18 protein-coding genes are annotated in these 15375 nt (G+C 31.7%); 5 read left to right on the forward strand and 13 right to left on the reverse strand.

From position 1 onward, the window contains the following. The first annotated feature begins 153 nt into the window (after window positions 1–153). The gene (locus tag COE53_RS12025) at window positions 154–612 is read left to right on the forward strand and encodes a VOC family protein (protein WP_098948082.1); all 459 of its coding nucleotides are present in this window, start codon (window positions 154–156) and stop codon (window positions 610–612) included. Window positions 613–692: 80 nt separating this feature from the next. Here COE53_RS12025 and arsC read toward each other — a convergent pair whose 3' ends face one another. From arsC to nagZ, 8 genes are all read right to left on the reverse strand, one after another. Beyond that, on the reverse strand, window positions 693–1100 hold the full coding sequence (arsC, locus tag COE53_RS12030; RefSeq protein ID WP_098948083.1) for an arsenate reductase (thioredoxin): 408 nt from the start codon (window positions 1098–1100) through the stop codon (window positions 693–695). A 23-nt stretch (window positions 1101–1123) separates the two neighbouring features. Further along, the gene (gene arsB, locus COE53_RS12035) at window positions 1124–2167 is read right to left on the reverse strand and encodes an ACR3 family arsenite efflux transporter (RefSeq protein WP_098948084.1); all 1044 of its coding nucleotides are present in this window, start codon (window positions 2165–2167) and stop codon (window positions 1124–1126) included. A gap of 19 nt (window positions 2168–2186) precedes the next feature. Next, window positions 2187–2624 (reverse strand): ArsI/CadI family heavy metal resistance metalloenzyme, encoded by a 438-nt coding sequence (locus COE53_RS12040; protein ID WP_069034197.1) that lies wholly within the window; start codon window positions 2622–2624, stop codon window positions 2187–2189. Window positions 2625–2681: 57 nt separating this feature from the next. After that, window positions 2682–2999, reverse strand: a complete 318-nt coding sequence (locus COE53_RS12045) for an ArsR/SmtB family transcription factor (protein ID WP_098948229.1) — start codon at window positions 2997–2999, stop codon at window positions 2682–2684. 209 nt (window positions 3000–3208) lie between these two features. Then, entirely contained in the window at window positions 3209–3835 is a 627-nt protein-coding gene (cdaS, locus tag COE53_RS12050; RefSeq protein ID WP_025568198.1) for a sporulation-specific diadenylate cyclase CdaS, read from the reverse strand. A 130-nt stretch (window positions 3836–3965) separates the two neighbouring features. Continuing rightward, window positions 3966–4352, reverse strand: coding sequence for a RidA family protein (locus COE53_RS12055; protein WP_098948085.1), 387 nt, complete (start codon window positions 4350–4352; stop codon window positions 3966–3968). 78 nt (window positions 4353–4430) lie between these two features. Next, window positions 4431–4667 carry a hypothetical protein gene (locus COE53_RS12060; RefSeq protein WP_049813506.1) on the reverse strand — a complete coding sequence of 79 codons (237 nt, stop codon included), beginning with the start codon at window positions 4665–4667 and terminating at the stop codon, window positions 4431–4433. A 103-nt stretch (window positions 4668–4770) separates the two neighbouring features. Beyond that, on the reverse strand, window positions 4771–6408 hold the full coding sequence (nagZ, locus tag COE53_RS12065) for a beta-N-acetylhexosaminidase (RefSeq protein WP_142350407.1): 1638 nt from the start codon (window positions 6406–6408) through the stop codon (window positions 4771–4773). Between the two features lie 188 nt (window positions 6409–6596). Between nagZ and COE53_RS12070 the strand changes: the two genes are divergently transcribed. Continuing rightward, a complete protein-coding gene (locus COE53_RS12070) occupies window positions 6597–7514 on the forward strand; it encodes an alpha/beta hydrolase (protein ID WP_286162568.1) in 918 nt (305 codons plus the stop codon). 189 nt (window positions 7515–7703) lie between these two features. After that, entirely contained in the window at window positions 7704–8660 is a 957-nt protein-coding gene (locus tag COE53_RS12075) for a hypothetical protein (RefSeq protein ID WP_025568203.1), read from the forward strand. Here the strand turns inward: COE53_RS12075 and COE53_RS12080 are convergent. From COE53_RS12080 to COE53_RS12095, 4 genes are all read right to left on the reverse strand, one after another. Beyond that, the gene (locus COE53_RS12080) at window positions 8647–8874 is read right to left on the reverse strand and encodes a hypothetical protein (protein WP_098948087.1); all 228 of its coding nucleotides are present in this window, start codon (window positions 8872–8874) and stop codon (window positions 8647–8649) included. The genes COE53_RS12075 and COE53_RS12080 overlap by 14 nt on opposite strands. Before the next feature lie 73 nt (window positions 8875–8947). Continuing rightward, a complete protein-coding gene (locus COE53_RS12085; RefSeq protein ID WP_025568205.1) occupies window positions 8948–9235 on the reverse strand; it encodes a hypothetical protein in 288 nt (95 codons plus the stop codon). Window positions 9236–9388: 153 nt separating this feature from the next. Further along, the gene (locus tag COE53_RS12090; protein WP_098948088.1) at window positions 9389–10660 is read right to left on the reverse strand and encodes a helix-turn-helix domain-containing protein; all 1272 of its coding nucleotides are present in this window, start codon (window positions 10658–10660) and stop codon (window positions 9389–9391) included. Window positions 10661–10941: 281 nt separating this feature from the next. Further along, window positions 10942–11508, reverse strand: a complete 567-nt coding sequence (locus COE53_RS12095; RefSeq protein ID WP_025568207.1) for a DUF1643 domain-containing protein — start codon at window positions 11506–11508, stop codon at window positions 10942–10944. 216 nt (window positions 11509–11724) lie between these two features. Between COE53_RS12095 and COE53_RS12100 the strand changes: the two genes are divergently transcribed. Both COE53_RS12100 and COE53_RS12105 read left to right on the forward strand, forming a co-directional pair. Further along, a complete protein-coding gene (locus tag COE53_RS12100) occupies window positions 11725–12513 on the forward strand; it encodes an HAD family hydrolase (RefSeq protein WP_069034202.1) in 789 nt (262 codons plus the stop codon). Window positions 12514–12998: 485 nt separating this feature from the next. Further along, complete coding sequence (locus COE53_RS12105) at window positions 12999–13562, forward strand: hypothetical protein (RefSeq protein WP_098948089.1); 564 nt, start codon at window positions 12999–13001, stop codon at window positions 13560–13562. A 68-nt stretch (window positions 13563–13630) separates the two neighbouring features. Here COE53_RS12105 and megL read toward each other — a convergent pair whose 3' ends face one another. Then, window positions 13631–14827, reverse strand: coding sequence for a methionine gamma-lyase (megL, locus tag COE53_RS12110; RefSeq protein ID WP_069034204.1), 1197 nt, complete (start codon window positions 14825–14827; stop codon window positions 13631–13633). Between the last annotated feature and the right edge of the window lie 548 nt (window positions 14828–15375).

Raw genomic sequence — 15375 nt, forward strand, 5'->3', positions numbered from 1 at the left:
ATGGTGCCTAGATTTGTCACCTTTAGGCACTACACTAGTAAGTGTAATCAATATTGATGTAGGAAACAATACAGTCCCATTTTTATTGGATTATTAACTTGACCAAAGCTTTAAACAAACATATTACACTAAAATCTAAAGGAGTTGTTTAGTTTGACAGTACAATTGAATTCATTTTTGATGATGGATGGAAATGCAAAAGAAGCTATTGATTTTTACAAGGAATCACTCGATGCAAATCTTTTATTTTGCCAAACATTCGGGGATGCACCAGAAGATCCTAAATCCCCTCTACCAGAAAATTCAAAGGATTTAGTAGCACATGCAATCTTAAAAATCGGCGATACCAATATCATGATTGCTGATATGTTTCCAGGTTTACAATATCGAAACGGGAACAATGTTAATATCTGCATTACTACAAATGAAATAGAGAAAACAAATAAGTTTTACGAATTGTTGAAACAAGAAGGTCAAGTGGTGATGCCACTGAAACAAGTACATTTTAGTCCTGCCTACGCTATAGTAACCGACAAATTTGGTATTACCTTTCAAATTTTCACAGCATTATCAGAAGAGGCTGTAAAAAGAGGTCATCAAAAAGAAAATTGACCGTTTTGAAATTCTGATGAATACCGAGTCCCCTTGATCAATGAAAACAAAAGAACCTTCCATGATAGAAGGTTCTTTTACTATTCCCCAGTTTCAGCAAATTGTTTAATACGAAGTCCAATTTGATCACGAACTCTTTGGAATACTCTCCATTCTTGACCTGCTGGATCATCAAAACCCCAATGAACACGTTTCACATGTGGTGGTGTTACTGGACATACATCATTCGCATGACCACATAAAGTCACGATTAAATCTGCATTGTTTAAGATGGTATGATCGATTACATCTGATGTTTGATTTCTAATATCGATACCAACTTCATCCATTGCTTTAATTGCATTTGGATTCACACCGTGTGCTTCGATCCCAGCTGATAAGACATTCCATTCATTTCCTAAATATTGTTTCCCCCATGCTTCTGCCATTTGGCTGCGGCAGGAGTTTCCAGTACATAAGAAGTAAATTGTTTTTTTATTATCTGCCATGATTATTTCACCTTTGTTTAAAATTATATTGTTGTTTCTTTTGAAAAATATTTTCTTCTCATCCACAACGCTGCGTTAACCAACGCAATCATTACGGGTACTTCAACCAATGGACCAATTACTGCTGCAAATGCCGCTCCTGAATTAATTCCAAACACTCCAACTGCTACTGCAATTGCTAATTCAAAATTATTACTTCCAGCTGTGAAAGCTAAAGTTGTTGAAACTCCATAACTTGCTCCCGATTTCTTCCCTAAGAAGAAAGAAACAAAGAACATAATGATGAAATAGATTAATAACGGAATTGCGATACGAACAACGTCTAAAGGAAGATCTACAATTACTTCTCCCTTCAATGAGAACATCACAACAATTGTAAACAATAATGCAATTAACGTAATTGGACTGATTTTAGGAATAAATTCTTTTTCATACCAATCTCTACCTTTGGCTCTTACAAAAATTAATCTTGTAAATAGTCCTGCTAAAAATGGAATTCCTAAATAGATGAAAACTGATTTTGCCACTTCTGGCATTGTAATATCGATTGACATTCCTTCTAAACCAAAAACTTTTGGTAATACTGTTACGAAGAAATATGCGTAAACAGAGAAAAAGATCATTTGGAAAATGGAGTTAAAGGCTACTAATCCAGCCGCATATTCACGATCTCCATCAGCTAAGTCATTCCATACGATCACCATCGCAATGCATCGTGCTAAACCGATCATGATTAAACCAACCATATACTCTGGATAATCTCTTAAAAAGAAAATTGCTAATAAAAACATTAATACTGGTCCAATTAACCAGTTTTGAATTAATGATAAAAATAATACTTTTACATCTTTAAATACTCTTCCGATCTCTTCATAACGTACTTTTGCCAGTGGCGGATACATCATTAAAATCAAGCCGATAGCTAAAGGTATTGAAGTCGTTCCAACTTGTAATTTGTTTAAGTTATCTACAAATCCAGGTGTTGAAATACCAAGAATTATCCCAATTGCCATTGCTACGAATATCCAAAGCGTTAAATATCTGTCTAAAAATGATAATCGTTTCATTCTCTTCTCCTTTTACACACTAACAGCAAGAATTAACTTTAGATTCAGTGGAAGTTTTACAACAAGACGTGCTCTCTATTTTTTGAACTTCACTATCTGCTTTTGTATAGAAGAATTCCCACTCATTTCCGTCTGGATCTGTTACCCAAAACTTATCTTGTACCGCATAGCAACAAGTTGTATCCATTTCTTCACGAGCAAAGAAACCTTCTTTTTCTAGTCTTTCCTTATGAGTTAAAATTTCTTCAGCTGTTTCAACTTGGAAACCAAAGTGATTTACTTGATTCCCTTCAACTTGATCACGAACGTTTAATGTGAAATTAAGACCTGGATTTTCTAACAGGAATTTCGCATAACCCTCTTTCACTTTAACAGGTACTAATCCAAATACCTTTTGATAAAAGGCGATTGATGCCTCTAAATTTGTCACGTTAACTCCTACATGAACATATTTCATACAGAATCCTCCCTTAATTTATTATATCAAAAAAAGTTGATTTAACGATTAAAAAAATTAGCAACAATTACTGTTACGTTTACCGTTATCTGATTTTCGGAAAATACAACAAAGCTCTTCTGATAGCAAACTGTTAACTTCTGAATCGTTTAAATCGTAATAGCTCCATGTCCCTTTTGTCTCTTTAATGATGAGTCCTGCATCTAGTAAGATTTTCAAATGATAAGAGAGCTTTGATTGTGTCATATCAAACGTTTCCGTTAAATCACATACACATGTACTTCCTCTTTGGCAAAGCTCATACATGATTTCTAGACGCTTTTGATCAGCTAACGCTTTAAATTTCTGCTCATATTTCTGGAAATGTTTTGTCATCTCAGTCATGCGATTACCCCTTAATCAAATTTTCTTGATGAATTAAATATATGTTAGTTTACCAAATAAATGCAAGATATAAATCAAAAAAAGTTGATTTATTTTAAAACTTCTTATGCAACTGAATTGAAAGTTTAATTAAACAAAAAAATCTACAATCCAATTTACAAGCCAAACAAAAAAAACGATCAAGAATGACCGTTTCAGTTTCAATTAATAGGTGCTCCATATTTAACAGGATATAAGCTTCCTTTATAAGCGAAAGATATATTTCCTGTTTCTTCTGATACAACTAGGGCAAGTGCATCGCTTTGTTCGGAAATTCCAACTGCTGCTCGGTGCCTTGTTCCAAGTTTTTTATTATCGTATGTAATTTTAGAAAGTGGAAGTACATTACCTGCTGAAATGATCATGTTATTTTCAACAAGTACTGCTCCGTCATGTAACGGGCTACCTGGATAAAAAATTGATTCTAGCAATGCTGGAGATAGTTTTGCACCGACGTGGATCCCTGAACTCATCAATTCTTCAAGCGAGTCGTCTCTTTTTACAACAATTAATCCGCCATGTTTGCGCTTAGACAAGTGTTGAACTGTGATTGTCAATTCATCAAAGATATCAGTATACGGAGCTAGGTATGAATTTAAATAAAATGAGGCAGCATCCATTTGTAAATCATTAAAGACACGATGAATATTTTCAAATTCCGTTAATATGCCGCATCCTTTATTTTCAATTCTTCCAATCATACCGTCGATTTTTAAATTAAGTTGAGTTAATGTATTTGTTATATTTTTTCTTAAAGTGGGATTTAATTGAGACTCGAATTCATCCATTTCAATTTTTCATCTCGCTTTCGAACCGAATTACCTCCACTTAAGTTTCCCAAAGTTGGCTATGTTATACCAATCATTACCACCTTGTTTTTTTCAATACTAATTGATGGTTCGTAACGAACTTAGTTGATTATCTTGCTGCCCATGCTTCAACTTCTATTTTAATGTCTGGATTTGCTAAAGCTGATACATAAGCATAAGTTGTTGCAGGTGGATTACCAGAATGAAATTGGCTCCAACAGTCTAGAAAGAATTGACGATCGATTTTCTCTGTTAGCCAAAAGTTTAGTTTAAAAAGATTAGTAAGCTCGACTTTCTCACTCTCAAGTATGTTTTTTATGTTCTCAAGTGCATTGACAAATTGACTTTCGATATCATTTGGAAATACTCCTTTTTTGTCGTTTCCTACTTGACCTGATAAAACAACTAGCTCTGCATGTCTTGGAACAATTGTGACATGACTATATTGGCCAACAGGTGCGGCAACAGATTCAGGGTTTACTTTTTTAATTTTCATATTTATTTCCTCCTTTTTTCTTTCAAAAAACCTCAAATGTCTTAAACATTTGAGGTAGTCATTTTTTATGTATACATATTATCTTAATAATTCTATTACTCTCGCTAACCCTGTAGGTGTTATTGAAATATTAAATAATGAAGCAATTTCCTTTTGATCTATATCACTTTTAATCCAAGTTAAACCGTTTATAAATCCTTGCATTTCTAATTCAATTAATGCAGGTTCTACATCATCAATTTCTACTCCTACTTCATTATGAAGCCCTTTTTCAAAATCTGGCTCTTTTTCTTGAAGTTCTTTAAAAATGGCCAATAGCATTAATCCTGCATCTGAAATCTTACTACCCAGAAAGAACACCACCTTTCAGACTATTTATTCGACAAAAGGTGGTAATTTCCTTTTTTTGCTAATTTCTCTACTTATTTAATAACTTATTTGTTTTTTCAACGAGCTTTTGAAGATCTGTCGGCTTTACCTGATTATTATCTAGTTTATATTTTTGTTTAAGTAAAATGATTCGTTTTACACTCTCGTTTATACGTTCTTCTGAAATTGTTTTGTTTTTCACGGCTGTTTCGATTTCTTTATATACAGCTTTTACTTTGTTAGGATCATGGGCAACCATAATGATATCACTTCCAGCTAAAATGGAAGTAACCGCTGCTTTTTCTAAATTATAATTTTTTCCTATTGCATCCATCGTCATATCGTCCGTCATCACTACTCCGTTATACTTTAAATCATCCCTTAACATTGAAGTAATGATCATTTTAGACATTGAAGCAGGGTATTTAGGATCAATTTTTGGTAATAAAATATGTGCAACCATAACAGCATCTGCGTTTTGGTTGATCGCGTCCTTAAACGGTATTAATTCCAATGATTTTAAATCAGTATACGATTTGTTTACAACTGGTAATTCTAAATGGGAATCAACTGAAGTATCACCATGGCCCGGAAAATGCTTTACAACTGGGATGATTTTCTCTGATTGAATCCCTTTCATTGTTTGTATTCCTAAATTACTTACAGTTTTTGGATTATTACTAAATGAACGATCACCAATAACCGGATTTTTAGGATTACTATTTACATCTAAAACAGGCGCAAAGTCCATATTTAAACCAAAAGCTTGTAATTGTTCTCCTAGTATCTGGCCAATTTCAAATGAGAATTGTCCATTATTTTTCTTTCCAATTATTTCATTTGATGGTATCTGACCAAGATTTCCTGGTAAACGAGAAACCCTTCCACCTTCTTGATCAACTCCGAATAAGATCGGTAAATGATTATTTTTATTAGCAGCCTTTATAGTATTTACAAGTTTAACGGTTTGACTGTTATTCGTTAGATTTTCATTGTAAAAAATAAATCCACCAATATGATATTGTTCAACTAGTTCTTTTAAACTATTTGAGTAATTCGGTCCGTAAAAACCTGAGATAATCATTTGACCTATTTTTTCTTGAAGTGTCATCGCATTTAAAAGCTGATCTAGTTTAGTGCCAGTACTAGGAGTAAGCTCGTCAATCATAGATACAGACGTATGATGAAGTGTTGGATTATTATTCTCACTAGTTGGTCTTGGTAAGATAAACTTCAGTTCAATTTGATTTGGAAGTTCATAAACTAAAATAATTTGATCAACTTGTTGATCCTTATAATATTTAATCTTAGATGGCTTTTTTAATTGTTTCATAATATCGTCATAGTGAATTTGTTGTATATTAGAATCATATGATCTTACTTCATAAATTCGATTTTGATGATCATATCCTACTGTAAATCCCTGTTTTTGATAAGTTAAGTACGTACCATTAGCTACCTGATCTTTTTGAGTAGACTCCCCAAACTGCTCCGTTAGCTCCTTTAAAGAAGTATTCCCTACTTGTATATTTTTTTGGTTTGGAATTTCTCCTTGTTTAGCGCTTGAAAGTATATTATTTAAAATTTCTTCGGTTGAAAGTTTACTCGAATGATTAGTCTCCGTTTGATGATTTGTATTTTTATTTGGATTCGATTTTGATGAATCTTGGAAAACTTTATCTTTCACCGCAAAGTAAACACTTGTACAGACAATTAACAATAGTATTATTAAAAAAACAGTTTTTTTGATAATATTCTCCTCCTAAAATATTATTTTTCCCTCTTTACTTACTTATATATCCATTAGTTAAGTGGGCACCTTCTAACGAATAGGTGCATACGATGAGAAAGATTAACGAGGAGGGACTAATTAGCATGACCAATAAAAAATCCCATGAAATAATTCAACCTATAAACTACAAAAATCAAAATATGCATCCAAATCAGAATAATCCTTACTATGATTATCACCAATATTGGTATAACGAATATCAATCATATCCTATTCATCAACAGCATCATTCAATTGACCAATCTGACATTTTTTACCGTCAGCATGCTCAAGCTACTTTCGTTTTAGTTCACGGCTCATGGGTTGATCCATTCTTTTGGCACGGAATAACACGGGAACTACAAAAAATGGGACATATTGTTCACACACCACAGTTGCCTGGGCATGGTACAGATAAAGATAAAAATGTAAATCATGAGATGATTACAAAACAAGTTGTTCACTATATAACGTCTAATAAGCTTAATAATATTATTTTGATCGGTCACAGCTTTGGTGGCACGGTCATTCAAAAAGTCGCTGAGCAGCTTCACAACCGAATTAAACGATTAGTTTTTTGGAATGCTTTTGTTTTAAATGACGGCGAAAGCTTAGCTGATCAATTTACACCACAAGCACAAAAATTCCTTTTAGACTTAGCAAAACAATCTTCTGATAATACAATCAAACTACCATTTCAATACTTCAGGGATGTGTTTGTTAACTTGGCTGATTTACAAACGGCAAGGCAAATTTATAATGCGACAACACCGGAACCAGTAATGCCTCTAGTCGAAAAGCTAGATTTAAAAACGTTTTACCAATTATCTACTCCAAGAAGCTTTATTAATTTACAAGAGGATACAGTAGTACCCGCAGGAGAAAATTCTGGTTGGTACCCTCATATGGCTAGTAGATTAGGAATTTATCGTTTTATACAAGGAAGTGGCGATCATATGTCAACTGCAAAAATATACCCAAGAAGAATGGCACAATTAATTGTAAATGCGTCACGAGACTAAAAATGGACTTTGCTAGTTTATGATTGTATCACTTAATTTCCTTACCTTTAAGTGAAGTGAATTTTCTTAACTTCATTTAAAGGTAATTTAAATTATATTTAATCCTATTAATATATATTTAATATTCTTGTAACATGTAATATACTAATAGTATGAAAAATTATAATATTATATTATTAGGAGACCGAAATGAATAAAATAAAGAAAATCGCAACTATAGCAACTGCAACAACTCTATCAGCAGGTATTCTATTAGGTATGCTACCAACTGAAACACAAGCTGCAACTAATACTAAAGTTGTCCAAGCTCAAAATGATTTAAAAAAACAAGTTAGCTCTTATATTAAAGTTTTGAACAATTTAAAAAGTGAAATCTATTATACAGATCAAGAGGTTTATGATTATTATAAAGAATTACAAACTGATGTTACTTTATTTAATAAGTACGGATATACAGGTAAAGATGCACTAGTGACAAAAACTACTAGCTTTAAAACAAGAATCGATAAAGCACGTAAAGATAATGCAGCAGTAGATATGAAAAAAATAACAGCACAATTTAATACATATATTAAAAAAGTAGATTCAAAAAATGCTAAAACTTACTTTACTACACAAAAAAATAAATTGATGGCAATTAGAAATTACCAAAACCACACATACGATACGATCGAGTCATATGTATACGATATTGAAGACCAAATTCTTACTGAAAATGAAATTTATATTCGTAAGCAGTTACCTGTTGAATATAAAAACTATGAAACTGAAAAGACTTTAGTAAATCAACGCTTTTTTGGAATGACATCTAAAGAACAAGAAATTATTAGCTATGCATATGATGTTCTTGATATGGATTACACAACACATCGTCAAATCGAAAAAGATCTAGACTCTATGTTTGATCAGTATTTTAAAAATGGTTTTGATGAGATCTATGATGTAGAAGATAATGAAAGCTTAGATTATGCACTTCAAAAAAGAGATGTAGCAAAAGCAAAAGTTGCTCTTGTAAATTATACTGCCGTTTATAAAAAATTTAATAATACTTACAATCAATTTGAAGCTGCGGCCGATGTATATAAAACAAATCTAACAGTTAAATTTGCTAATAAAGTAAAAAAAGCGCCATCTACACAACAATAAGATCAGCATCTAAATAAAAACAGTCCTTTGTATGAAAATCATCTTTTCCAAAGGACTGTTTTTTATGTTTAACTTGATTTAATTTTTCTTGTTTCGTTTTTGTTCTACGTGTATTTAAATCTAACGTCGCAAATGAACTTCTACTTAATTCTGGATTTCGTTTACCTTCTCTAACTAGTTTGTCTCGTAATTTTCTTGCTTTTGATTTGCTCATTCTTTCCACCTCTTTTAACTTTATTCTTCTATTATATACAAGCAATCAATGTTTTCCACTACCACTTCGTAATTTATTTTTTTGAAATTGGAATAAAGTGATTAAATAAACCGACCACTTTTATGTCTTTATCTAAAGCCTTAACCTCGTAAACTGAAAAAAAGACATAATCTTTTTTAGTTGTAACCTTACTTATAAGTTTTTCTCCTAGCAAGTCAATTCCAAAATCCAGATATTTATTTTTTGATTCCAATTTAAGTTGATCCTTTGCCCAAGTGACAAACTCTCCCTTTGATGGATTTGTTTGTGCAGAAATAATTAGACAGATTGCTAAAACTCCGATAACAAGTAATTTTTTCATAAAGTCACCTTTTCATTATTTTTACTAATTATATGATAAAGGATATTACTGAATTGTCCAGAAAATATCTTTTTTTATTAATAAAATGTCTAGAAAAAATAAAAAAGGGTCTTAATTGCGACCCCTTAAAGTAAAAACAAGTTCAATTTGAAACTATTTAATTACTGCATTTTTTACAATTTTTGAATCTAAAAATGGAATCACTGAAAAAATTTCATTAATGCCATGTTTTGATATAGCATCTAAAGCCAGTTCATTAAGTAAGTCACCTTCAATAAATGGACAAATTGGTGTTAATGACTTAATCCCGTTTAATTCATAACTCTTTCTTGTGCATTCATTAATTATGTCATTACTAATATATGGTGCCATCGATGCTAGTCCTTTTATACCATTTATTTCAAACTCTTTCTTTGCACATTCATCAATTATTTCGTCACTGATAAATGCTGCCATTGATGTTATATCCTTTATGCCATTTTGCTCAAACTCTTTCTTTGCACACTCATCGATGATTTCATCGCTAATAAATGGTGCCATAGACGTTAATCCTTTTATACCATTTGTTTCAAATTCTTTCTTTGCGCATTCATTAATTACTTCTTCACTAATAAATGGTGCCATTGATGTTAATCCCTTAATACCATTCGTTTCAAACTCTCTCTTTGCGCACTCACTAATTACTTCTTCGCTGATAAATGGTGCCACCCCAGTTAATCCTTTAAGACCATTCGTTTCAAACTCTTTCTTTGCGCATTCATTAATTACTTCTTCGCTAATAAATGGTGCCAAAGTTGTAAATCCTTTTATACCGTTCGTTTCAAACTCTTTCTTCACTAATTCATCAATTAACTCTTGAGATAAAAACGGTGCAACTCGTGATAATTCTTCAATTCCATTGGACTCAAACTCTTTCTTCGCAACTTCATCTATTACATCGTTACTAATATAAGGTGCCATCCGCGATAATTCTTTGATTCCATTGGAAGCAAATTCTTTCTTTGCACATTCATCGATTATATCTTCACTAACAAATGGAGCTAGATCCGCTGTATCAAAAATCGTAAGGTCATTTTCAACGTTTCTAAAAACTAAGTCGGCTTGATCGATATTAAGAATCGGTGCAACATTTAAAAATTCTTCTTTTTCAACTTCTAAATCATTTGAAGAATCAGGATCATCTTTTTCAATTAAATTATTGATCAACTTAACACCTTTTTCATTTCCTAAAATTTCATCAATGCTTACATTAAATATCTCAGCAAGCTCTGGTAATTTTGAAATATCAGGCATTGTCTCTCCACGTTCCCAGTTACTAATAGCTTGAAAGCTAACACCTAATTGATCAGCTAGTTTCATCTGTGTAATTTTCTTTGCCTTTCTTAATTGAGCAATTTGTCTACCTACTTTTTTCATATCAAACATATCTATCACCTCTATTTAAAAGTTAATTTCATTGTATCTAGTTTATTGAATAGTTAAAATCAAGTGTTACTTGAATTGAGGTAAAATGGACTCAAGTAATAATTGAGTTTCTAGAAAGTCAGCAATTTTAGTAAAGTTTTGTAATTAATTTAAAGTGTAGCTTTCTGCCTTGTACTTAATGCTCAATTTATTATAACAATTTTTATAAATATAAGTATTTGAATTTTCAAGTAATAAAAAAAACAACCCAAAATGAGTTGTCTTCATAAAGATTATTTAGATTAATCTTTTGTAGTCCATTCATAAAGTGCTTCAAAATTTAATTTTTCTAACCAATGTCGCTCCGCTAAAATAACTGGGTGAATCAAGATATCCTTCCGATTTGAGTCATCACAAAAATTAAATAATTTATCTTTATAAGGTTCTAGCAGATCTAGAACTTCTTTTATTCGCCATTTAAATCGTTTACTTGAACCCCAGCCTACTATAATAATGTCTGCATTACTAATCGCTAATTTAATCGCTTCATCGTTATGCTCGCCAACTTCGCATTCTTTTCCTTTTAGCTTTGTTGAATCCGGTTCCATTAATGCAAAAAGATTTACTAGTTCTAGCGATCCGAAGTTACCTTTCTTATAATCTATAAAAAAGTTAAGACATCTCGCCAATATATAATCACTCTTTAGATGATTTGCTCGACAAGGATTAAGTAATACAAGCGTAGCTTTCTTTTTTGATTCATCCCAAGTTCTTGTAAGCGAATATCGCATTAATTTATTTTGTTTATCGAAGACCGCCTTCGTATGAATTTGCATTGAATGACAGTTTACAAAATCTTCAAATGACATATACTCACTCTTTTCATCATTAATTAAAACAAAATCAACAAAGTATTATATTCCATCTAATCGTCATTTGTACTATATTATTAATTTAAAATAAATAATCCATACTTTGTATCTAAAAAAAAAGTTAAATTTTAGTAGCTTACTATTTACTAATTCATATTTTCCTAGTACGATAGTGGATAATTTATACAGTTCATATTTGGAAGGGGCTTTTTTATGATTAAGGGAATCATTTTTGATTTGGATGACACATTACTTTGGGACCAAAAAAGTGTTCAAGTTGCATTCACAAATACATGCAAGCTAGCAACAGAAAAATACGGTATTGATCCAGCTGAATTTGAAAATGCCGTTCGTGATGCGGCTAGAAAGCTTTATGAATCATACGATACATACGAATTCACTAAATTAATTGGCATTAATCCATTCGAAGGACTTTGGGGGAATTTTTTAGATGATCATGATCAATTTCCAAAAATGAGGGAAAATTCACCTACCTATCGAAAAAATGCATGGACGCTTGGCTTAAAAGCATTCGGAATAGATGATCCAGAATTTGGTCGTTTATTAGCCGAAACATTCCCTGAAGAACGCAAAGGAAATCCTTTTGTATACGATGAAACATTTGATGTGCTTGATCGATTAAATGGACAATATAAACTACTCTTACTAACAAACGGCTCCCCTGATTTGCAACATACGAAGCTTTCAATTACACCAAAGATAAAAGAATATTTTGATCAAATTCTAATTTCTGGAGACTTCGGAAAAGGTAAACCTGACCCAAGTATTTTTGAACATGCCTTATCATTAATGGAACTATCAAAAGAAGAGGTCATTATGGTCGGAGATAATCTTATGACTGATATTTTAGGCTCAAGCAGAATTGGAATGAAAAACGTATGGATTAATAGGCATAATAAAGAGCGAAATGAAGTTGTACCTACATATGAAATTACTCATTTAGAAGAGCTTTATCCGATTATTGATTCTTTGAATAAGTAGGTTTTGTTTAAAAAATCTAGTGGTCCATTATTATGGGGACTTGCTGGATTTTTTTTATTGATTGGAATTTGGATTAAGTCGTAATTTATTCAAGCAAGTGCAATTAAATTCTCGGTATCGCAATTAAAAATGGCATTTCTGCAATTAAAAGTATGAAAAACGCAATTAAACTAGATATATACCAATACTAGTATCTGTATTTTTGGCCTCTTTTCAACTTAAACTGGTGTCTTTAAATGAATATTTTAGTCTAACCAGTCAATTGAGCCAAAAATCAAATCAAACTTGCAATTTCACAACGACATTATTATAAACTATTACGATTTTGAGTAGATATACCCCCTATTTATGTCAAAAATCTTAAAAATCTTCCCTTTGACCGACTGCTCGTCCAAAAAAATTTTTAAACTAATGATAATGACCGTTTCGGCTTATATGATTCGTTTCATAAAATGTAGTATCAAACTCATGGAGGTTAACTACTATTGTCGGAACAACATGGAATTAGCATATCTAAAAGCACTTCACCAGAGAATAGAAGTCATATTTTAAAAAGAGCTCAGAAATTAATTGGGAAAAAGGTTTTTTTGGAGACTTTTTTATTTAATTATAGAGGAAGATTAGTATCAATTAATGAAGACCATTCATTAAATTTGATCATTTTGGCCTCTGATGAGTTGTTTAGACAAATTAGAATTGATTTAGCGTTGGTGATTGAGATTGGAAAATTATCTTGTAAAAGTGTTTCTTCAAGAAATGAGCAAGGAGATTTTACAAGTGATGAGTCATCGCAGGCGAAGCGACATTATATAACTGTATCTGAAAGAACGTCTCCTCAAACACAAAAAAGGATTAATCGTCTTGCCAAAGATTTTAAGGGTGAGGTAGTCATCGTAAAAACACTAATTTATCATTATGTAGTTTGCATTAATGAAATTCATGATTCATATATAACAGTCCACCAACTAATCGATTTTGATCCGCATTTTGCTATTGAGTTTAGGATTGATAAAAATATTATTTATGAAATTGTTGATTTTCCAAATTAATTTTTTGAGCGAAAATAAAAAGTACTTTCTAAGAAAATTTTAGAAAGTACTTTTTTATCAACTAGCGATTAACATACAGTATTGCTATTAGATTTAATTAATGCTTGTTGTAAATCGGCTACGATATCTTCCCATGCTTCTAACCCAACTGACATGCGTAGCATATTATCTGTTATGCCCATTTTTTCTCGTAACTCTTTTGGAACGACTGCATGTGTCATCGTCGCTGGATGCTGAACTAATGTCTCTGTATCACCTAGACTTACAGCTATTTTTATCATCTCTAAGTGGTTAATAAATTCCTGCGTATCTTTCTTCGTTCCGTCAATTGTAAATGCGAAGACTCCTCCACCTTTTTTCATTTGCTTACTTGCAATAAAATAATTTTGACTTTTAAAATCTCCAGGGTAAAATACTTCCTTTACCATTGGATGTGATTGTAAAAATGAAACGACCTTTTTTGCATTTTCACATTGACGGTCCATTCGAACAGCCAATGTCTTTAATCCTCGAAGCAGGAGCCATGCATCAAATGGTGACATAATTGCTCCTATATCTTTTCGGATGGGAATCATTCGATCAGCTAGCTCTTTTGCTTTACAAACAACAATTCCTGCAACTACATCACCATGACCACTAATATATTTCGTTGCACTATGTAGCACAATGTCACAGCCTTGTGTTAATGGCTTTTGTAAATAAGGTGAACAAAATGTATTATCAACTACGACAGTAATATTATTTTTCTTTGCAACTTCGACAACCATTTCAATATCAATTACTTTCATTGTAGGGTTGATCGGTGTTTCAATAAAGATAACTTTCGTGTTTTCTTGGATTAAGTTTTGAATTTCTTCTTCAGTATCCATTTCACAAAAATTATGTTCAATTCCAAATTTATTCTCTAGCATTTCTAAAAAACCATACGTACATCCATAAATACCCTTTGAACATAAAATATGGTCCCCGGTGCTAATTAAAGAAAAAATTGTAGCAGACACAGCAGCCATTCCAGAACCAAATGCTAACGCTACTTCTCCTTCTTCTAACGCAGCCATTCGTTCTTCCAAAATTTGTACAGTTGGATTTCCTAACCTTGAGTAAATAAAGTCATCTCTTTCACCAGCAAAGGACTGTTCTCCATGTTGTGCAGTAGGAAACGTATAGGTAGACGTATGAAATAATGGAGGAGTTAAACTCCCGTGATACTCACTAGTTTTGTAGCCTTCGTGAATCAACTTTGTATCAAACTGATTTTTCTTCATTTCTAATTAGCCTCCTTAATTAAGTACGTATTGATCAAACGTTAATTAAAGCAAAAAACCAAAATGAAAACCCTTACAAAATATTCACTTAGACTACTTCTAGAAATAGGAAAGCAATACCTTTTAATAGATCCTACTATAGGCAAAATTACACGCTCTTAATTCAATAAAATACTTAAATACAAAATAGAAAGTAGCAAATTGTTCAATTTCATATTGGTTCTTTGTATTTATTAACATTTCTTACCTAACTTTTTTCCTATTACTTTTTTCGTTCGGTTGAATTGTAATGATTAAATCTTCCTCTTTAACTAGGTTGATAATCTTAATTTAAAATGGAAAAAAGTACTTTCTAAAAATCTAAAAAGTACTTTTTTCAGAGTGTTGAAATATAAATTGATCTATAGAAAAAACGAGAAAACTGACATTAAATGAACATTAATTTAATGATGAAATTATCATTTTTGGGGTGATCTATTAATGTTTTTAAATGTTAAGATGGTTGAATAATTTCATGATTCCATTAATCACTAGTAATGAATTTTTTC

It is taken from the genome of Bacillus sp. AFS029533, assembly GCF_002585125.1.
Classification (GTDB): domain Bacteria; phylum Bacillota; class Bacilli; order Bacillales; family Bacillaceae_G; genus Gottfriedia; species Gottfriedia luciferensis_B.

Coding starts and splice junctions, on each gene's coding strand:
- COE53_RS12075 (WP_025568203.1), top strand. CDS start 7,704: ATGAATAAAATAAAGAAAATCGCAACTATAGCAACTGCAACAACTCTA.
- megL (WP_069034204.1), bottom strand. CDS start 14,827: ATGAAGAAAAATCAGTTTGATACAAAGTTGATTCACGAAGGCTACAAA.
- cdaS (WP_025568198.1), bottom strand. CDS start 3,835: ATGGATGAATTCGAGTCTCAATTAAATCCCACTTTAAGAAAAAATATA.
- COE53_RS12040 (WP_069034197.1), bottom strand. CDS start 2,624: ATGAAATATGTTCATGTAGGAGTTAACGTGACAAATTTAGAGGCATCA.
- arsC (WP_098948083.1), bottom strand. CDS start 1,100: ATGGCAGATAATAAAAAAACAATTTACTTCTTATGTACTGGAAACTCC.
- COE53_RS12055 (WP_098948085.1), bottom strand. CDS start 4,352: ATGAAAATTAAAAAAGTAAACCCTGAATCTGTTGCCGCACCTGTTGGC.
- COE53_RS12080 (WP_098948087.1), bottom strand. CDS start 8,874: ATGAGCAAATCAAAAGCAAGAAAATTACGAGACAAACTAGTTAGAGAA.
- COE53_RS12100 (WP_069034202.1), top strand. CDS start 11,725: ATGATTAAGGGAATCATTTTTGATTTGGATGACACATTACTTTGGGAC.
- COE53_RS12090 (WP_098948088.1), bottom strand. CDS start 10,660: ATGTTTGATATGAAAAAAGTAGGTAGACAAATTGCTCAATTAAGAAAG.
- COE53_RS12095 (WP_025568207.1), bottom strand. CDS start 11,508: ATGTCATTTGAAGATTTTGTAAACTGTCATTCAATGCAAATTCATACG.
- COE53_RS12070 (WP_286162568.1), top strand. CDS start 6,597: ATGACCAATAAAAAATCCCATGAAATAATTCAACCTATAAACTACAAA.
- COE53_RS12085 (WP_025568205.1), bottom strand. CDS start 9,235: ATGAAAAAATTACTTGTTATCGGAGTTTTAGCAATCTGTCTAATTATT.
- arsB (WP_098948084.1), bottom strand. CDS start 2,167: ATGAAACGATTATCATTTTTAGACAGATATTTAACGCTTTGGATATTC.
- COE53_RS12045 (WP_098948229.1), bottom strand. CDS start 2,999: ATGACAAAACATTTCCAGAAATATGAGCAGAAATTTAAAGCGTTAGCT.